This is a genomic window from Candidatus Vicinibacter affinis (genome assembly GCA_016714365.1).
GTDB lineage: Bacteria > Bacteroidota > Bacteroidia > Chitinophagales > Saprospiraceae > Vicinibacter > Vicinibacter affinis.
In genome coordinates this window covers 2,710,649-2,727,365 of sequence record JADJNH010000005.1, presented here as the reverse complement: position 1 = coordinate 2,727,365, position 16,717 = coordinate 2,710,649, and the positions used below count along the sequence as shown (strand labels likewise).

Annotated in this window: 12 protein-coding genes; 5 read left to right on the top strand and 7 right to left on the bottom strand. The window is 34.0% G+C overall.

The features are described from left to right. Positions 1-417: 417 nt before the first annotated feature. Together IPJ53_10745 and IPJ53_10740 are read right to left on the bottom strand one after the other, a co-directional pair. The gene (locus IPJ53_10745; GenBank protein MBK7799584.1) at positions 418-2,286 is read right to left on the bottom strand and encodes a hypothetical protein; all 1,869 of its coding nucleotides are present in this window, start codon (positions 2,284-2,286) and stop codon (positions 418-420) included. A 357-nt stretch (positions 2,287-2,643) separates the two neighbouring features. Beyond that, complete coding sequence (locus tag IPJ53_10740) at positions 2,644-3,135, bottom strand: UpxY family transcription antiterminator (protein MBK7799583.1); 492 nt, start codon at positions 3,133-3,135, stop codon at positions 2,644-2,646. 1,011 nt (positions 3,136-4,146) lie between these two features. On the opposite strand from IPJ53_10740, the gene IPJ53_10735 reads away from it, so the two are divergent. From IPJ53_10735 to IPJ53_10725, 3 genes are all read left to right on the top strand, one after another. Continuing rightward, positions 4,147-4,509 carry a hypothetical protein gene (locus tag IPJ53_10735; GenBank protein ID MBK7799582.1) on the top strand — a complete coding sequence of 121 codons (363 nt, stop codon included), beginning with the start codon at positions 4,147-4,149 and terminating at the stop codon, positions 4,507-4,509. Positions 4,510-4,602: 93 nt separating this feature from the next. Beyond that, the gene (locus tag IPJ53_10730) at positions 4,603-5,439 is read left to right on the top strand and encodes an AAA family ATPase (protein ID MBK7799581.1); all 837 of its coding nucleotides are present in this window, start codon (positions 4,603-4,605) and stop codon (positions 5,437-5,439) included. Further along, positions 5,420-6,346, top strand: a complete 927-nt coding sequence (locus IPJ53_10725; protein ID MBK7799580.1) for a DUF3871 family protein — start codon at positions 5,420-5,422, stop codon at positions 6,344-6,346. Before IPJ53_10730 ends, IPJ53_10725 begins: the two co-directional genes overlap by 20 nt. 178 nt (positions 6,347-6,524) lie before the next feature. On the opposite strand, the gene IPJ53_10720 is transcribed toward IPJ53_10725, so the two are convergent. From IPJ53_10720 to IPJ53_10710, 3 genes are all read right to left on the bottom strand, one after another. Further along, complete coding sequence (locus tag IPJ53_10720; protein ID MBK7799579.1) at positions 6,525-7,007, bottom strand: hypothetical protein; 483 nt, start codon at positions 7,005-7,007, stop codon at positions 6,525-6,527. A 198-nt stretch (positions 7,008-7,205) separates the two neighbouring features. After that, entirely contained in the window at positions 7,206-8,045 is an 840-nt protein-coding gene (locus IPJ53_10715) for an IS3 family transposase (GenBank protein ID MBK7799578.1), read from the bottom strand. Beyond that, the gene (locus IPJ53_10710) at positions 8,042-8,335 is read right to left on the bottom strand and encodes a transposase (protein ID MBK7799577.1); all 294 of its coding nucleotides are present in this window, start codon (positions 8,333-8,335) and stop codon (positions 8,042-8,044) included. The genes IPJ53_10715 and IPJ53_10710 overlap by 4 nt, the downstream gene beginning before the upstream one ends. 480 nt (positions 8,336-8,815) lie before the next feature. On the opposite strand from IPJ53_10710, the gene IPJ53_10705 reads away from it, so the two are divergent. Next, positions 8,816-10,243: a hypothetical protein gene (locus tag IPJ53_10705; protein MBK7799576.1), complete on the top strand. Its 1,428-nt coding sequence runs from the start codon at positions 8,816-8,818 to the stop codon at positions 10,241-10,243. A 461-nt stretch (positions 10,244-10,704) separates the two neighbouring features. Here the strand turns inward: IPJ53_10705 and IPJ53_10700 are convergent, their stop codons facing one another. Together IPJ53_10700 and IPJ53_10695 are read right to left on the bottom strand one after the other, a co-directional pair. Then, positions 10,705-12,189, bottom strand: coding sequence for a T9SS type A sorting domain-containing protein (locus IPJ53_10700; protein ID MBK7799575.1), 1,485 nt, complete (start codon positions 12,187-12,189; stop codon positions 10,705-10,707). Between the two features lie 353 nt (positions 12,190-12,542). After that, positions 12,543-12,971, bottom strand: a complete 429-nt coding sequence (locus tag IPJ53_10695; GenBank protein ID MBK7799574.1) for a TonB family protein — start codon at positions 12,969-12,971, stop codon at positions 12,543-12,545. A 263-nt stretch (positions 12,972-13,234) separates the two neighbouring features. On the opposite strand from IPJ53_10695, the gene IPJ53_10690 reads away from it, so the two are divergent. Then, complete coding sequence (locus tag IPJ53_10690) at positions 13,235-16,717, top strand: tetratricopeptide repeat protein (GenBank protein ID MBK7799573.1); 3,483 nt, start codon at positions 13,235-13,237, stop codon at positions 16,715-16,717.

Here is a 16,717-nt window from a genome sequence, read left to right as displayed (position 1 = left end):
CTAATCACATACCTTTAACGATTTCTAACCGTTCGTTAAAAATGAAGTCCCGTTCGATGTCAAAGCGAATATCGAAGCCCGAATGGCATCCCGGGCACCCAAGTTTTCCGAGAATACTCTCAGTGATTTTAGTCATTTTCCCGAAATCATAAGCGACAGATGCGGGAACTTTAACTCGAATGGGCCTAGTTTTTAAGCCGACAAACTTACTCGAAATCTCTTTCATTTTATAAAAATTTTGAATGTTATAGCCATGTTTCGTAATGGCAAGATGACGTCTAATCAATCTTTATAGATTAGATATTTTATTTTTTTGGTAGTACCATGGTACTTAAACACACCCGCCGCAGTCGAGCCATTGCGGAGAGAGTATGATGCGGGTTGACGGTGAGCGAATTGTTGGGTGCATTTATTTAATCAGCTTATTGGTGGAGTTAATTTTGACTGCCTTCCAAATAAAACATAATAAGGGTCAAATCGATGATTCGCTCCTGCTGGAGTTGATGTATCAATAATTACGAACCCAAACCCTGCAAAAAATCTTGAATCTGGTGCCGCCTGTCTAACTGTAACATAATCGCCCCAGCGGTTATGTGTCCACGTACTTCCATCTCTGTACCAAACTACGTAGTCTCCCATAATGCCTACTGCGCTATTTGCATTTAGGCTACCTCCTCCTCCCCATCCAAGGCAAATACCGACTTCATTATCTGAATTTGTTGCAAGGCTTGGATAACCAAAAGCGTGATCTGGATTCCAAATTTGCATTTGTTCTATTAAGGTATATGCTCCAATATTTATTTTAATGAGTTGAACATGAGGATGTGGAAAATTGAATCCTCCAAAACCACCGTCCCCATTACTTGCGGTCCAAGATAGCCACAATTCATTTTGCCTTCGTGTGATACCAATAATAGCATTGTTTGGAACCCCCCAAGCTAACCAATTATTCCCATTTGGACCAATTGAAGAGAGTGCGTTATTAGGCCAATTGTTTATATCAATGTCCCGCCAACCATAATTAGTAGAGGATTCATGAAAGTTGAAAATACGAATAGTGCTGTTATCCACATGCCCGGCCCAAAACACTTCATCACCTGTGTTTTGCGAAACATTACTGCCCCATGCTACAGCGGAATCCGCTGGATTTGTATAACGAAAGTTTATTGGCGCACTTTGTTGAATTTCTGACAAAGGAATTCTTACGACAACCAACCCATTATCGGCGCTAGAATCTACGGTTGAATCAAGAACATCAAAGCTGAAATACAAAGAGTTATTTCCATAGGACACACTTGGGTAATCCATCCAATCCGTTCCTATGTTAAAAGATGCAGAAGTTAGATCCCAATATGTCCATGCACTACAATTGCTTCTGATAATATCCTGAGGGCTTGCAGATGCCAATCTATAAGCATTGTTTCCTCCTGTTGCTTGCTGATATTGCAATAGCCAAATAAACCTATCAATATTTGGCACATATTGAATAATTTGATCGCAGCAGAAACCTCCTGCCAAAGTATTCGGAAAGATAGTTGTTGGATTCAAGGTAGTGAATGTTAGCCCTCCATCTGTTGAATATTGAACATACCAGTTACCCGTTAACATCACTACGTTCCCGTTATCTCCTCCACTAATATCTGCCGCATTGTTGCTGGCTGGTGATACACCATTATTTAATGTGTATTTTTCAAAAACAACAGGGTCTGGTGCATCATCCGCTGCACCCATTTGTTTTAAACCTGAGCTAGGTGTTTCCGAAACTAAACCTTTGAACTGACCTTTGGTCACAATTCTGTTAGGTCTAAAATTAGGTTGGCGGTTTGGAATATCCTGTTTAACAATTGGAGGATAAGGGGCACCTTCTACTTTCTTGGGCAAAGAAACACCTTCAAAAGATTTATTAAAACCTGGTGGCTGTTTGGAAGGTTTACGGCAAGGTTCATAACTGCAAAACGATGACTCATCCTTCTTACTTGGGCAGCACTCTTCAATTTTATTTTTAAGTTCTTCAAGTTCTTTAATTTTAAGAACTTCGCTTGGGTTTTGGTGCTTAAAAATTTCAAAAATGAAAGCAATATCCTTAAGTAATGCTTTTTGGATATTCGTCTGCAAGTGATGTTCACTTAATGAATGACAGGTCTGTTTTGAAATCTTTTCAAGTTGGCATACCATAATATCTAAATTGTTTATGATGCCACCGAGTAGTTGATTTTGGTATTTAGATTGCTCTAATAATATTTCAAGCAATTCAAATCCTTCCGGTTGATAATTTTTCTTTTTCATTTTACATTTAATTTAAAGTGTAAGTTGAATATTTACTGCTTTTTTGGTATGGTTCGACTAACTATTCAGCTTAAGGCATACCCAGCGACGAGGAATGTTATCAATTCCGACGAAAAAGAGCCAAACTTATAAAAAAGTAAAGCAATTAATGTGGTAAACAAAAGTCAGCAATTCTCTAGTCAAAATTTCTTTTGGTTTTGATTTTAGAATGTTGTGCATAATATTTGATTTAAAATGTTAAAAATGTGATTTTTTTTTGTTGTTCTAAATCAATCTTTACAAAAATCTACGGCTCCGCCCCAGTCACTCACAAAGAATGCAAAAGTTCAAGTAATAAGCAATATAACTATAGGTGCGTCAAATCATCTGTGGATATTCTAAGGGCATCTTTACCAGAAACCGCAAAGACATATTTTCCAGTTTTAACTGCACATTTTTTTTGCCAAAATAGTTCACCAAAATACCACTATACCCACCCAACAATCCTTCAATGATTTTTACCTTTTGTCCTTTTTGCCTAGGAATAGATTGCAAAGTCGAAGGCACAATCCAAGGGCCACTGGTTTGTATTAAATTCATTTCCGCATCACTCAATATGGCGTCCTGATTGTATTGACGAACATAATACATCACCCCCTTCGCTTGAAATACATCGTTACAGTCCCAGGTGTCATTGTGTACAGATATGTACGAAGGAAATGCAGATATCGTCTGTTTTTTGATACGATCAGACCAAACCTTGCTTACCTGAGTCGTATGCAAATAATAATTAATGCATAGTTTTTTAAACTGTTGCTCTGCCTTAAATTCATATCGGCTTTGGACGTATATGACTTTCCAGTTTAGCATTTCGAGTTTGTCGCTTGCTACGGCTAATATATTGCTATTTTGCAAATAATGGAAAAAATCGTTAGGATAATTTGGAATTTATTTCTATTGGACGACTATAATAGTCCAATCTTCCCTTTGTTCTAACTAAACCCTTGTTTTCAAAGGCAGTAACTATTGTAAATTACTAAATTGGTTTGGATAAATACCTTTCACATAAAATAATGAGCATAAAAAGTGCAAGTGATTCATTATTAGCTTATTAATGTATGTAAAATTTCAATATATAAATGAAACCTTCTGCAACCTTTGCATTTTTTAAATAATATTTATTATTGCCCAAATATGTAAGATTTCTCTTTTGATAAGGTGTGATTAATTATGTTCATAGGTCCCAAATCAATCAAATAAATAATTTACCTTTTGATTCTGCTGAGTTCTATTATTCGGAAATCATCAAGTTTAGCTTGGGAGTCTGAATGCTCTTGCTAAATATCCCCCTGCATCAATGTCTTTTTCCGCTATCTCCCTATAACGAATTTTGAAAGTGAATTTAGGAGAGATAGCATTCCTGTTTGGTCAAGGCACGAAATTCATTCTCCCTTCATACAGGCACTATTTTATATGCAATTGATATTTATTTTATTTATCAGGAATCAGCACTTAAGACAGCACCTAAGGTATTTATAAGGCATATGTAATTGATTAACAATATACAAAACGAGTCCCAAACAGATCACATAAAGCCCTTGTAAGTCAATGACTTGCAGGGGTTTTTTGTTTTTGGGTCTCATTAGGGTCTCACTTTTGAAGAACTTTAATGAACTTTAATAAACTGAAAATCAAAGGTAGTAATTGATTTTTTATTTTTTTTCTATATACTGCCAACCTCTTTTTTACCCCTCTTTTCAATGTCTCTTTGAGGGCCTCCCCCTTACTACCTGGCATCCCACCCCCCCTATAAACCTTGGTAGGGTAAAATATCCTCCCCCCTTCAAAATGGGGATTTTTTAATTTATTAATTTTTTTAAAATGGTAACAGTTAGTGGCTATGCCGTAAGGCAAAATCAGCAGGGTGAGGAATTTGTAGTACTTATTCTGCAAGGAGATCTGGAAATGGTCAGGTCTCAGGAAACAGGTAATTTCTATGCAACAGCAAAGAAGTGTACCATTACGTCAACTTTTAGTAAACAATTTGCAGCGGAAATGGTAGGAAAGCAACTTCCAGGCAGAATTGTAAAGGAGGATTGTGAAGCTTATGACTATATGGTTCCAGAAACAGGAGAAATTGTAGAGATGTCTCACAGATGGACTTATGTTCCAGAGGGAGAGGAAAGAAAAGTCAAGGCAGACATCAAGACTTTTAGTACCAATGGCATTGCAGTTGAAGCTTAACTGTTGCCTTGGTAAAGGGGTGTATACTTTTTGTATACATCCCTTACTTTTTTCTTTAAAAACGTATTCTTTCATATAACAAAACCATAAAAAATGAATATTCATAAAGCTGAGCGTCAACAAGCCAAAATTAAAATGGCATTACAAGGTCCTGCAGGATCAGGAAAAACATATTCTTCACTCCTTTTGGCTAAAGGTTTAGTGGGAGATTTTAACAAAGTATGTGTCATCGACACTGAAAATGGGTCATCAAATCTATATGCGCATCTGGGTACATATAATATTATAGCTATTTCTTCTCCTTATACACCAGAGAAGTATATCCAAGCTATTGAACTTGCAGAGTCAGAAGGCATGGAATTAATCATCATTGATTCCTTGTCTCATGGTTGGGAACACCTTGTAGAATCTCATGCAGGAATGGCTGGTAATTCTTTTACCAATTGGGCCAAAATTACCCCAAGACAAAATGCCTTATTTACTAAAATCCTTAATTCGCCGGTACACATAATTTCTACTCTTAGGGTAAAACAGGATTATGTACTTGCAGATAAGAATGGAAAGATGGTCCCTGAAAAAGTAGGCCTTAAAGCCATTCAAAGAGATGGGGTGGATTATGAGTTTACAATTGTTTTTGATGTTGATATTAGGCATCATGTTTCCTGCTCAAAAGACAGAACAGGAGTCTTTATAAACAAAACTGAATTTATTATTTCAGAGGAAACAGGAAGGCTTATTAAATCCTGGTGTAATCAAGGTGAAGAAAATCTAAAAGAAAGGATAAACCGGGCAACTTCCATACAAGAATTAACTGCCATTTATAGAGATCATATACAGCAACATCCTGAAATCTCTGCGCCACTTCTAGAGAGAAAATCCTTCTTATTATCAAACCTTAAATCTTCTCAAAATGGAACTTTTAACCGTTGATCAAATTACTGAAACCCCTTTTATTATCGCTAACACCCAAAGCTCTACTTACCAAGCATTGAAAGAGGAGCATATCATTCCTGTATTTTCTAAAGACAACCATCCACTTATTGCTCAATTTCAAATTATTGAAACCATGATGGATGTACTTTCTGGATTTAAGGATCTAAAACCACTGGATCCACAGATCAGGGTGTCACATCCTATTATGGGTAGAATTCCGGAAGCAAGGACCAAAAAGGCATTTGAATTACTTCCTCATGAAACTACTCTTTATTATGAGAGGATGATGTTTCTTATAAAGATACCTAACATCAGGTCTTTAATAGAAGGGAAGGAATTGTCTTTAGTAATAGGAGGCGTTAAATCATACTCCTGGGATAATTTAGGCAAAGACCAAAGAGCATCCCAACATTTTAAGTTCTTTATAGGCTTTCAGGTCAAAGTGTGTTCTAATTTATGTATTTCTACAGATGGGGCAATACTGGAATTTAAAACAAGTTCTATAGACCTTCTGGGGAAGCAAATAAGGCTTATGGTGGAAGGTTACAGTCCGGAACAGCATTTATCCTGGATGGAATCTTTAAGTAATTATAGCTTGTCAGAAGGCCAATTTGCTCACTTCCTGGGTAAATGTAGGATGTATCAACATCATCTTTATAAAGAGGAAATTCCAGAAATCTTGATTACTGACTCACAATTATCATCTGTAACAAAGGGTTATTATGCAGATCCTCATTTCTCCAATAATCAAGGGAACATCAGTCTGTGGAATCTTTATAACCTCCTGACAGAGGCAAATAAGAGTTCTTATATAGATGGGTTTCTAGATAGAGGAGTAAATGCTCAGCAGATCAGTAATGAGCTTATACATGGTTTAGAGAGTAATCAGAGTTGGTTTTTATAGGATATTAGCGCAGCGCAATTATCTAAATAGGGTAGTTGCGCTTTGCGCTCTTATGCTAAGAATGCCAAATTTTCTTATGTAGATAAAAACACAAAATTGTTATTGAAAATCAGAACAAAAATCTAATAAACTGATTTAATCAACCGGCTGCATTCTAATAATAAAAATTAATATTCTTTTATTTAATGTTACTAATTGAGCTTTTCACAGCATCATATTTAGCTTTAATGTCATTAGCTTCAGTGGCATACTTGCCAACTATAGATTTATACAATTCCTTTATAGAATTGTCCAAAGCAGCATCCGCCTTCCTTATAGCAGATATTGCTGAAATTTTCTTTTTTGGATCACTTTTTTCAAAGTTGTCAAGGGCCATAGAAAGTGTTTTAATTACTTTTTCAAGGCGGACTACTTTCACTGGTTGACCTTTTTCTGGATCAGTTGACCGAAGTTGTTTTCCAAATGCATCAATTGATAGGCTTAGATTCTTGATGTTAGATCTTGAAGTATTAACATTCCCTTGCATAGGATCACCAGTTTGATTTATAGATTCAATTTTCAGAACTTCTACAGAAGCAGCAGAGATAATATTGTTTTGCATTGTTAAAAACAATCCTGCAACTACCCAAGTCAAAAGATTTAATTGAATTGATTTTTTCATAATTTATAATTTTATGTAAGTAACCTTAAAAATATAAAGGTTATCAGTATTCTAAAGGATTTCTTGAAATTAAGGTTTTCCTATGTAAGACGCCAATAAGAAGTTGGGATACTGCCAAACCAAGCCTGGGAATGCCTATTGTAATACTCCCCATTTGTTGTACCAAAAGTTTATTAAGTTAAGTTAATAAAATTCATATTAAGCAGCCTGATTTTTAATTGATTCTTCATATCTTTTATTCGGTGATTGATGTGTAGTTTGATGTTTTTTCTGGTGGTAATAAGCAATATGTTTTTGAACTCCTGCAAAAAGATCAAAACCATTATCGCATGGGTTGAGATAAATATAATCGTACTTTAAAGTTTTCCAGAATCGCTCAATCCAGGTATTATCTGTGGCTCTTCCTTTTCCATCCATTGAGATTAATATATTCTCAGATTCCAAATATTGAGTCCACATAGCGCTTGTAAACTGAGATCCTTGATCCGAGTTTATAATTTTGGGTTTACCATTGGCAGCAATGGCTTCCTTTAATGCCGCAACACACCATTGTTTACTCATACTATTGCTTATGCTCCAGCCCATGATCTTGCGACTGTAAACATCAAGGAAGGCAATCATGTACATGAATCCTTTAGCCATTGGGATATAGGTAATATCTGTACACCACACATGATTGGAATGTGTGATTTCCAGATTTCTGAGTAAGTACGGTTTAATAAATTGCTTTAAGCCATATTTAGTTAGGTTTTTACGACGATATATTGTTTGCCATCCCATAACCTTAAACAACCTCCTTATTCTTTTTGGACCTACCGGATATCCCTTTTCCTTTAAAAAATTAACCATAGACACAACACCTTCTGTCGGGTGCTTTAACAAATGTTTATCCATGATATTCATCATTTTAACATTTTCAGGCTTTTCGGGTACCGGTTGATAATACAAATTACTCCTTGGTACATTCAATAAATCACACTGCTTACGAATACTCAGCTTTTGTGATTTCGTAGATACCATCTCTATTCGCTGCTTCATATTCCCAGTTTCTTGCAACTTTTTTTTAAAAAATCATTCTCAACCTTCAATTGGCCGATTTGTGCATAAAGCTTCTCGATTTCTACATTCTCTGAATTATCAGTTGTTGATTTTTCCTTTTCAAAGACAGATCCTAGATTCTCAAGACATTCTGTCTTCCATTTGGAAATCAGAACAGCATTGACATCAAATTGCTTACTTAATTCAGCCAATGTCTTTTTGTTTTTGATGGCTTCTAAAGCGACCTGGGCCTTAAAACCTGAAGTAAATTTGCGACGTGTTTGTTTCATATGGTTTAGTAAATTTAAGTGTTTTTTTTAAACTAAACCTCTGGTCTCAATTTTGGGGAGTATTACATATTAATATTTATATACCATTATGTTAGTAATATTTTGAAGTAGCCTTAGTTAGAACACTTAGAAATTCGTTATCCTTACAAGGTAAATCCAAATTATGTATTTTCAAACAACTTGCCCCTGAGTAACCCTTGCCCTGACTAATGATACATTTATGATTAAATGGCAATTCTATGCCGATAGGGCTAATATTTCCCTGCAATAGAAGCTTATTGTTTTAACAAGTGAGCGCAAACTCAAACTAATACCAAGGTTACTTTTATTTTTGATATTCAATTTTTATTAATTTGTTGTATTGTTATGGTTGTATATTTGAAGCATATTTATCTTGTATATATTTGCCACTTTCAGGATAAAAGATACCGTGACTAATTATCATGGCAAATTATTTTTAACTTTTTTAATAGTATTATAATGGGTAGTTCTAAATTATTATATGATTTTACAAAGGGGTTGATCATAGTTCTTTCTCTTTTTAATTCTGGAGAATGTTTTTCTCAAAAGCAAGGAAACATCTGGTATTTTGGTGGAAATTCTATTGAACCTGATTCTTTATGCACAGGATTAGATTTTAATAGTGGCAATCCTGTTTTATTGAATAATGGTGCTATGCTAACACCAGCTGGAAGTGCTAGTTATTGTAATTCTGCTGGTGAATTATTATTTTATTCTAATGGTGCACAAGTTTATGATAGAACTCATCATGTAATGCAAAATGGTGATAAATTAGGAGGTGACATTTACACTCAACAATCAGTTTTGATTGTTCCTTTTGCTAAAGATACAAATAGGTATTATATTTTTACAAATGACAGATTTTCTCCTTCAGATAAAGCTGCAACTGGATTGCATTATTCTATAATTGATATGCAACTTAGCAATGGAAATGGCTCTGTTCTTAATCCTAAAGCTGTGAGCTTGCTAAAGAAAAATAGTACTCATCTTACTGGCTGTAAACATTATAATGGTAATGATTTTTGGGTTATTACTTCCACTGAAGATTCTTGTCAATTAATTGCATTCCAAATCACAGATGTAGGAATTAAAGCACCAATAATATCATACTTAAATTTAAGCTCCCCTCCACCTATGAATATTGAAATTAGTCCTAAAGGAAACAAAATCGCCTTAAAAGCTAAAGGTATTAATGGTCGTTATTATAGATATATTATTGATTTTAATTCAAGTACAGGCCAGTTTTCAAATCCTTATCCTATTTTTATGGAACTAGGGAGTGGAACGTATAACAGTGGTTGTTCTTTCTCTCCCAATGGTGATTTGTTTTATGACATTGAAGTAGATACCAGTAGAAAGTATTTATTGCATCAATATGATTTAAAAGCTGCTAATATTAAATCTTCAAGAGTATTGATTTCTGATTTTGGATCTAAATGGAGATTTGATATGCAAATTGGTCCTGATAATAAAATTTACATTGGTGGTTTTTCCACGACATATCTTGATCAAATAGCAAAACCCAATGAAATTGGTCAAAATTGTTTGTTTAAGAAAAATTATATTTTTTTAGGAGAAAATAAAGAAGGTATTTTATTACCTAATGAAACATTATTCGTTAGTGGTTTTACCAATCTTATATCTACTTCAAAAAACCAATTATTTGATTTCTCCTTTAATCATGATTCAAATAGTTTTACATTTAAAGCTCCAGATAGTAGGAAATATAAGTGTATGCTCTATTCTCTTCAGGGTCAACTACTTTTAAACAATGAGGTTGAAGATAATTCCCAATTCAATGCCTCTAATATACCTACTGGATTAATTATTTACTCTATTGTATCAGGTCTTAACGTAATTCAAACAGGAAAAGTATTAATATACTAATACCTGACACAATCATTTAATTACAATTCAATAGAGTATTTACATGCAATTGAAGTTGTCTTAGCGCAAGTCTATATATAGGGTAGTTATGTCTTGGGTTTTGCGCTGGGTATCCCAAATTTACATATTTACCCTATAGGTAGAATGTAAATTTGGAACACTTTAGGAGCGCAAGCACAAATTACAATAATTGGATTGCGCTGTTTTAGAAGAGAAATATTTTCTTTGATATCCTTCTAGTTAAATTGTTTAAAGATGAAAACTTTATTTTTGTAAATCAAAAGGTAATCAAAGATAATTTAATCTATAAGTTTAAGCCGATTAAGTGAATCGATAAGTTTCACTAGATATTACCAACTGTAATTACTTCACGTGTAAGAGAACGACCAAAGATTACTTTAAATAGTTCCTCACTATACTAATGTAATTTCTGCTATGCAGTAATTGAGAGCAATTTGAATCTATTTATAAAACTTATGTACGTATGACGAATTATCTGCAAATTCCAAATGAAGGAAGTAAATACCTGAATTCAATGAATGAATTTCTATAGCATCAGCGATCTCCTCTTTATTATTGATCTGAACTACTGAACGTCCTTGAAAATCATAAATAGTCAAAGATCGAATGTTTTTATGTGTGTTTGAAATCTGGATAATAGCATTTTTTACATTTATATTGACTGGAGCATTCAAGGAAGAGTAATTCGTTGTTGCATTTGCTAATTCTGTATAATTCAACTTATAAATAGTAGAACTATCCTTGTAATTCATACCTAATAAAAATCCACCAGAATCTAATGCCAAGAAAGAAAATACTTTTCCAGTAAATGTTAGAGGTTTATTTGGTAAATATTGATCAAGTAATTTCCCATCCTTGCTAATGCTATGTAATGTAGACTCATTTAGTTGGTCGTCATAAGTTACAAAGTACAATATAGCTTTTTTATTATCAAAGCATGAAGCAAATTCAGCGCTAAATTTTCTAAATTGTATAATATTTTTGTTTGCATTGAATCTGTAATTGGAATCTTCAATTCCATTGCTATCGAATTTTCTGCATTCTAAAGGTGTTGAAGGACTAGTTCCATTGTAATAAATCAAATATAAATTGTTAAGCTCATCTATTGCAACTCTATTGTCAATATATGCATAGACAGGTGGTTTGCAAAAAGTATCAATTATTTGCAAAAATCCATTATTTCCAAAAGTACTGTCTATTCTAAATTTCGAATTAAGCTTGATAAGGTAGTCAGCTAGATTTTGGTCACAGAAATAAGATATTCTGAAATAAATATTATTATTTAAATCTACGATTGGAGTTGAAATATCATAATAATTGACTAGTTGATTACAAGATGTAGGTTTATTGAACTTTAGTGAGCCGTTTATTCCAGTCTGATCAACTGACACTAAGTTGAAGTCATAATTATTTATTCCTGCACTAAAATTTGGGAATACGAAAAATAAATTCTGTTTTAAATCTGTTGTTAAAGGTCTCTTATTTGAATTAATTTCATTAATTCTTAATAAGCCTTTATCCCAGGAACTCGAATCTAATGGATTGTTGAGGTTGATCTGTCTAACATAGGTTGCAAAGTTACCAGTTACTAGTTTAATGTATGAAATAATTAAAAGGCTATCTTGAAGAATAGTTAACATGTTTCCACCATAGAAACTTTCTCTGTTGACATAAGTTTCCGGAGAAGAATGAAGTAAATCTTTTCTTGTATTTCCATGACTGTCAAAATAATAAATTTGATTATCATCTATGAAATATATATTGTTTAATAAATCAGTATTTAGTAATTTGTCAAAATATACAGATGTGCGCTGTTCAATTAATCCATTCGTTCCGAAACTTGAATCAATGACTAATGTTTGAGCTATCGCTGAATTGCAAAGGATGATTGATAAAAATAAAAAGAGACTTTTAGTTATTTTCATATTTATGCTATATTATTTGTTCAAAATTAATATATACTTATTTAATCTTATAATTTATTTCTAAGTAACGAGGAGAGATAGAAGCTGTCAATGTGTTTCTCTGGATTTTATTTATTTGTACTCCAATCGAAATTCATCCTTAAAATCTCCAAGGTCTACCCATCACAGACCTACACACGCCTTATTATATATATCAGGGCATCTTCTATATACCGGTTCAAAAAGCCAACCTATAGCTTCCTAACACGCTTATGGCTAATATATAATTGCGATACACCTTGGAGATTTTCCAATTGTAGCAAAAAAAATCGAAAAGTTTTAACTGTAGCCCATTGATGGGCAATCGGCATTATTTAAATCTGAATTTTATAAGAATAAGTTACTGGAGGCTTATCGGATTTATTTTCTTTCTTTTCTTCAGGTAAGATTTGGTAATTTAATGTCATTTCTTTTTGCTTAGGCAATTGAAAGCCAATGTTTATGGTTTTGAAAAAACTTACTTTGAGTTGATGGATTTTTGCAATATTGAATTTTAATAATTTTACGACCCTGACCGCTTCCTGATCACAGCCGTGGCCAAGTCCACTTATGATGTGCGCATCTACAACATCTCCAAGGTAATTGATTTCAATTTTTACAACTACTGTTCCTTCAATCTGATGTTTGATCGCCTCATCGGGATATTTAAGTTGTTCCTCTACGAACTTACTCATTGCTTTAGGTCCACCCGGATATTGAGGTTGGGGGATGAAATTCTTTTCTTTTAAGTGTTTCTTAGACATTTGACATAGATTCTGTATTAGTGGAATTCAAATACAAGATAGTACGATTTAGAGAAGTCGGGTGATATTAATTTGTCTACTTGGTTATTAATATTGAATCCAACTAAAATAGAATTAAAACAAATGAGAAAATAAAGTAACTCAATTCTTGTGTAAAGTCCAAGAGTATTATCTAGTAATTCATTTCTCACTGATATTCCGAATTAGAATTGTTATAATAAATTCTCCTTTTTAACTATATTTGAACGATTTAAGAAAAGTTTATGACAGTTACAAATGTTAAATTAATATATTGTTTTTTTAGTTTTTTCGTTTTTTTTCAAACTTACATATTTGCTCAGAAGTCCATTGCTAAAGGTAAGATCTACGCATTGGTTATTGGGATTTCAGAATACAAAGATGAGGATTTTACGGATCTAAAATTTGCCCATAGAGATGCTGAATTGTTTGCAGATTTTCTATATTCTCCGGCCGGGGGATCCGTGCCTAAATCTCAGGTAAAACTTTTGGTGAATAAGCAAGCTACAGTTTCAAATATATATTTGGCGAAAAGGTGGTTAGAAACAGAAGCCAAGAAAAATGACCTGGTTTACTTTTATTTTGCTGGTCACGGAGATGTGGAAGGTAGCATTTATAAATTGGGATATTTACTAGCCTACGATACACCTTTTGGAAATTACCTGAATAATGCCGTAAGAATTGAGGATTTCAATATCATGGCCAACACACTTTCTGTTGAAAAAAATGCCAATGTAATTCTCATCACAGATGCTTGCAGATCGGGGAAGTTGGCAGGAAGTGACAACAGAGGGAAAGCCTTAATAGGTGAACAACTTAACAAAGTAGAAAAAAATGAAATTAGAATGGCTTCCTGTGAAGCGGACCAGGATTCGGAAGAGAACGAAGTGTGGGGAAATGGGAGAGGGGCTTTTTCCTATTTTTTATTGAATGGATTAAAAGGATTGGCAGATGATGGCGAAAAGGATGGAGTCATTACCTTGCAGGAATTGAGTGCATACCTTGCCAAGAAAGTTCCAGATGAAGTCTCCAAAATTACCCAGAAGGATCAAAATCCGGTTTCACTTGGAAAGCCAAACAAATTAATGGCCATTGTCAATGATTCAATTCTTAAATCCCTTGCTACGCAATCGGTCATTTCTACAACAAGTGGGGATCTGTCCATTTCCAGATCCATTTCTTCAGAAGGGGCCATAGAAAGGACTTCAATGCAAAAGTTTTTAGGTCTTATGAAGAATAGGGATTTGGAAACTGCAATAGATTTTAGTCAATTGCTTACCATGTCGGCAGATGAAGCAAGCGACTTTATATTTAATCATTTTAGGGGAGGAATGGACTCACTGGAAGCTGAAGAACTTTATCTTCAAAGGAGTTTAAATCCGAAGGTCAACCAACAATTCAAACAACACCTTGCTGCAACAATTCATGATCGAATTCAACTTCTAATTAATCTTTATTTAAAGGGAGATGAAGAAGAATTGGAAAGACGACAATATTACAATAGTGGGTCTGATGTGTATGACAAGTATCCCATCATGATTGAGACAGCTTTGAAATTTTTGAACAAAGATCAGCCACTGTATCATATTTTGGAAGTTAAGAAATATTATTTTGCGGGAATTGCTTTGAAATTGAAAATTCCATTATCCACCAATCCGGATAGTTTGGTTGATTTGGCACTTGGTCAGCAGCTCAAGGCTTATCAACTGGAAGCAAATGCGGCCTACATTCACAATGAATTAGGTAACTTATATAGAAATAAAAAAGAGTATGATGTTTCCTTAGAGCATTATCAAAAAGCGACAGAAATTGCGCCAAGTTGGTCCATTCCCTGGTCAAATATGAGCAGTCTATATGCCTTTCAAAAAAAGATTAATTTGGGAATTGAGGCAGGTAAAAGGGCTGTATTACTCCAGGATCGGATGCAAGGCGCACATACTAATCTCGGCAGAAACTATGAGGTCTCAGAAAATCTATTGTTTGCAGAGGAACAATACCGTAAGGCTATTCAATTAGATACCAATCATTTTCTTCCTATAGAACGATTGGGCTGTATTAAGTTAAAAGCAATGAACTACGAATATGCAGAGGAGTGTTTAAAAAAGGCAGACGAAAAGAAAGAAGGATTTTTTCCTGATGTAAATGGAATTGAAATGAATACTGAGGCTGGAATTATGGTTGATACTCGTGGTATGGCACTAGAAGATTCATATTCACCTACCAGGCATATTGAATGGCCTGAACCAAAAGATCCTTTGGTTTTTTTCTATATGGGGATGCAGAATTTGGATCAATCAAATTTCCAGGTTGCTGAACGATATTTTAATAAGTTGGTTCAGGTGTGTCCAAAAGATCCTTTGGTCTTTAAGTATTTAACAAAGTTAATGTATGCTCAGAACCGATACCTTGAAGCTGAACTCATGATTAAAAAGGCAAGAGAAAATTATTTAATGCAAGGAACATTTAATAAGTATTCTGATAGTTTAGTCAATGCCCATATAGCGACAGCTACTGATAGAGCTTTGTTTAAACCAAAAGTGGATATGGTTGTATTTTATAAGAATCAACAATTTGATCAGCTAGATTTAGATTACTATGCCGGTAAGTTATATGAAAAGTGGGGGTATTATGATGATGCCCAGAACTATTATCGTCGTATAATACAGGCAGACAAAAGTCAGATGAAAGGATATTATCATCTTTGGAATATGTTGGAATCACAAGGGAGGTATGATGCCAGTGAACAGGTGATACAAGAATTTAAATATGAAAATAAAATACAAGGAGAAAAGGAATTGTATGCATTTTATGTCAGAATGCTTGCTTCTCATCCGAAGGAAGAGTATTATTATAATGCCGGATCGTTAATGTATAATTATGCAGAATCTCACCCTGATATGCACCAAAGAATTGCTTACAGTGTGTACCCATGGAATGAACCTGTAGCCGAAGATTTACCTTTTGGCATTATTGGGCAACCCGTTGATCTTATGACGTTGCAAACTGAAATCAATGGTGCGATTGAATATGATCTTATGATCAATCCTGCCAAAAGCATTAAATCACCTATCCAAGATGGAATTCATCATTTGGAACAATTTAGTACGCTTTCAAAGGATTCTAGCCTGTTGTCTGAAGTACATTCAAAGACAGGGGATTTATATTATTGGTCGGGCAGCGAAAATGAAGCTTTGAAATCCTATCAAACATCATTAAGTTATTCTGACAAGCAAGCAAAAGTCAGAATGAAATTAGCAGATGGATTAGAGCGTCAGTACCAGTATGAGAACTCATTGTCCAATTTAATTCTTCTTCAAAAATATGATCAGATTAACTATGAATCCAGTTTAAAACTTGCAAACTTTCAAATACTCTCCGGTCAATTTGAATCAGCGCGTAATTTGCTTTTAAAATGCGATACCATAATTGGTGTTAAAGATCATAGAATAGAAGAGTTAATGGCTAAGCTAAATTTTATATCCGGTAATTATCAACTTGCATTGCCATATTATCTAGAAGAATGGAAGTATAATTCGAAAGATTTGAGAACAAACTACACTTTATGCAGACTGTATGCGAAAATGAATGATCGCCAAGAAGCGTTTAAATTTTTAAAACTTGCGTTTGACAATGGTTTTAATTTGAATTTCGTTTTAAATAATGATGAAATGATATCAGATTTACGAAACGATCAACGTTGGGATGAATTTAAGAATAGATTGAATTAG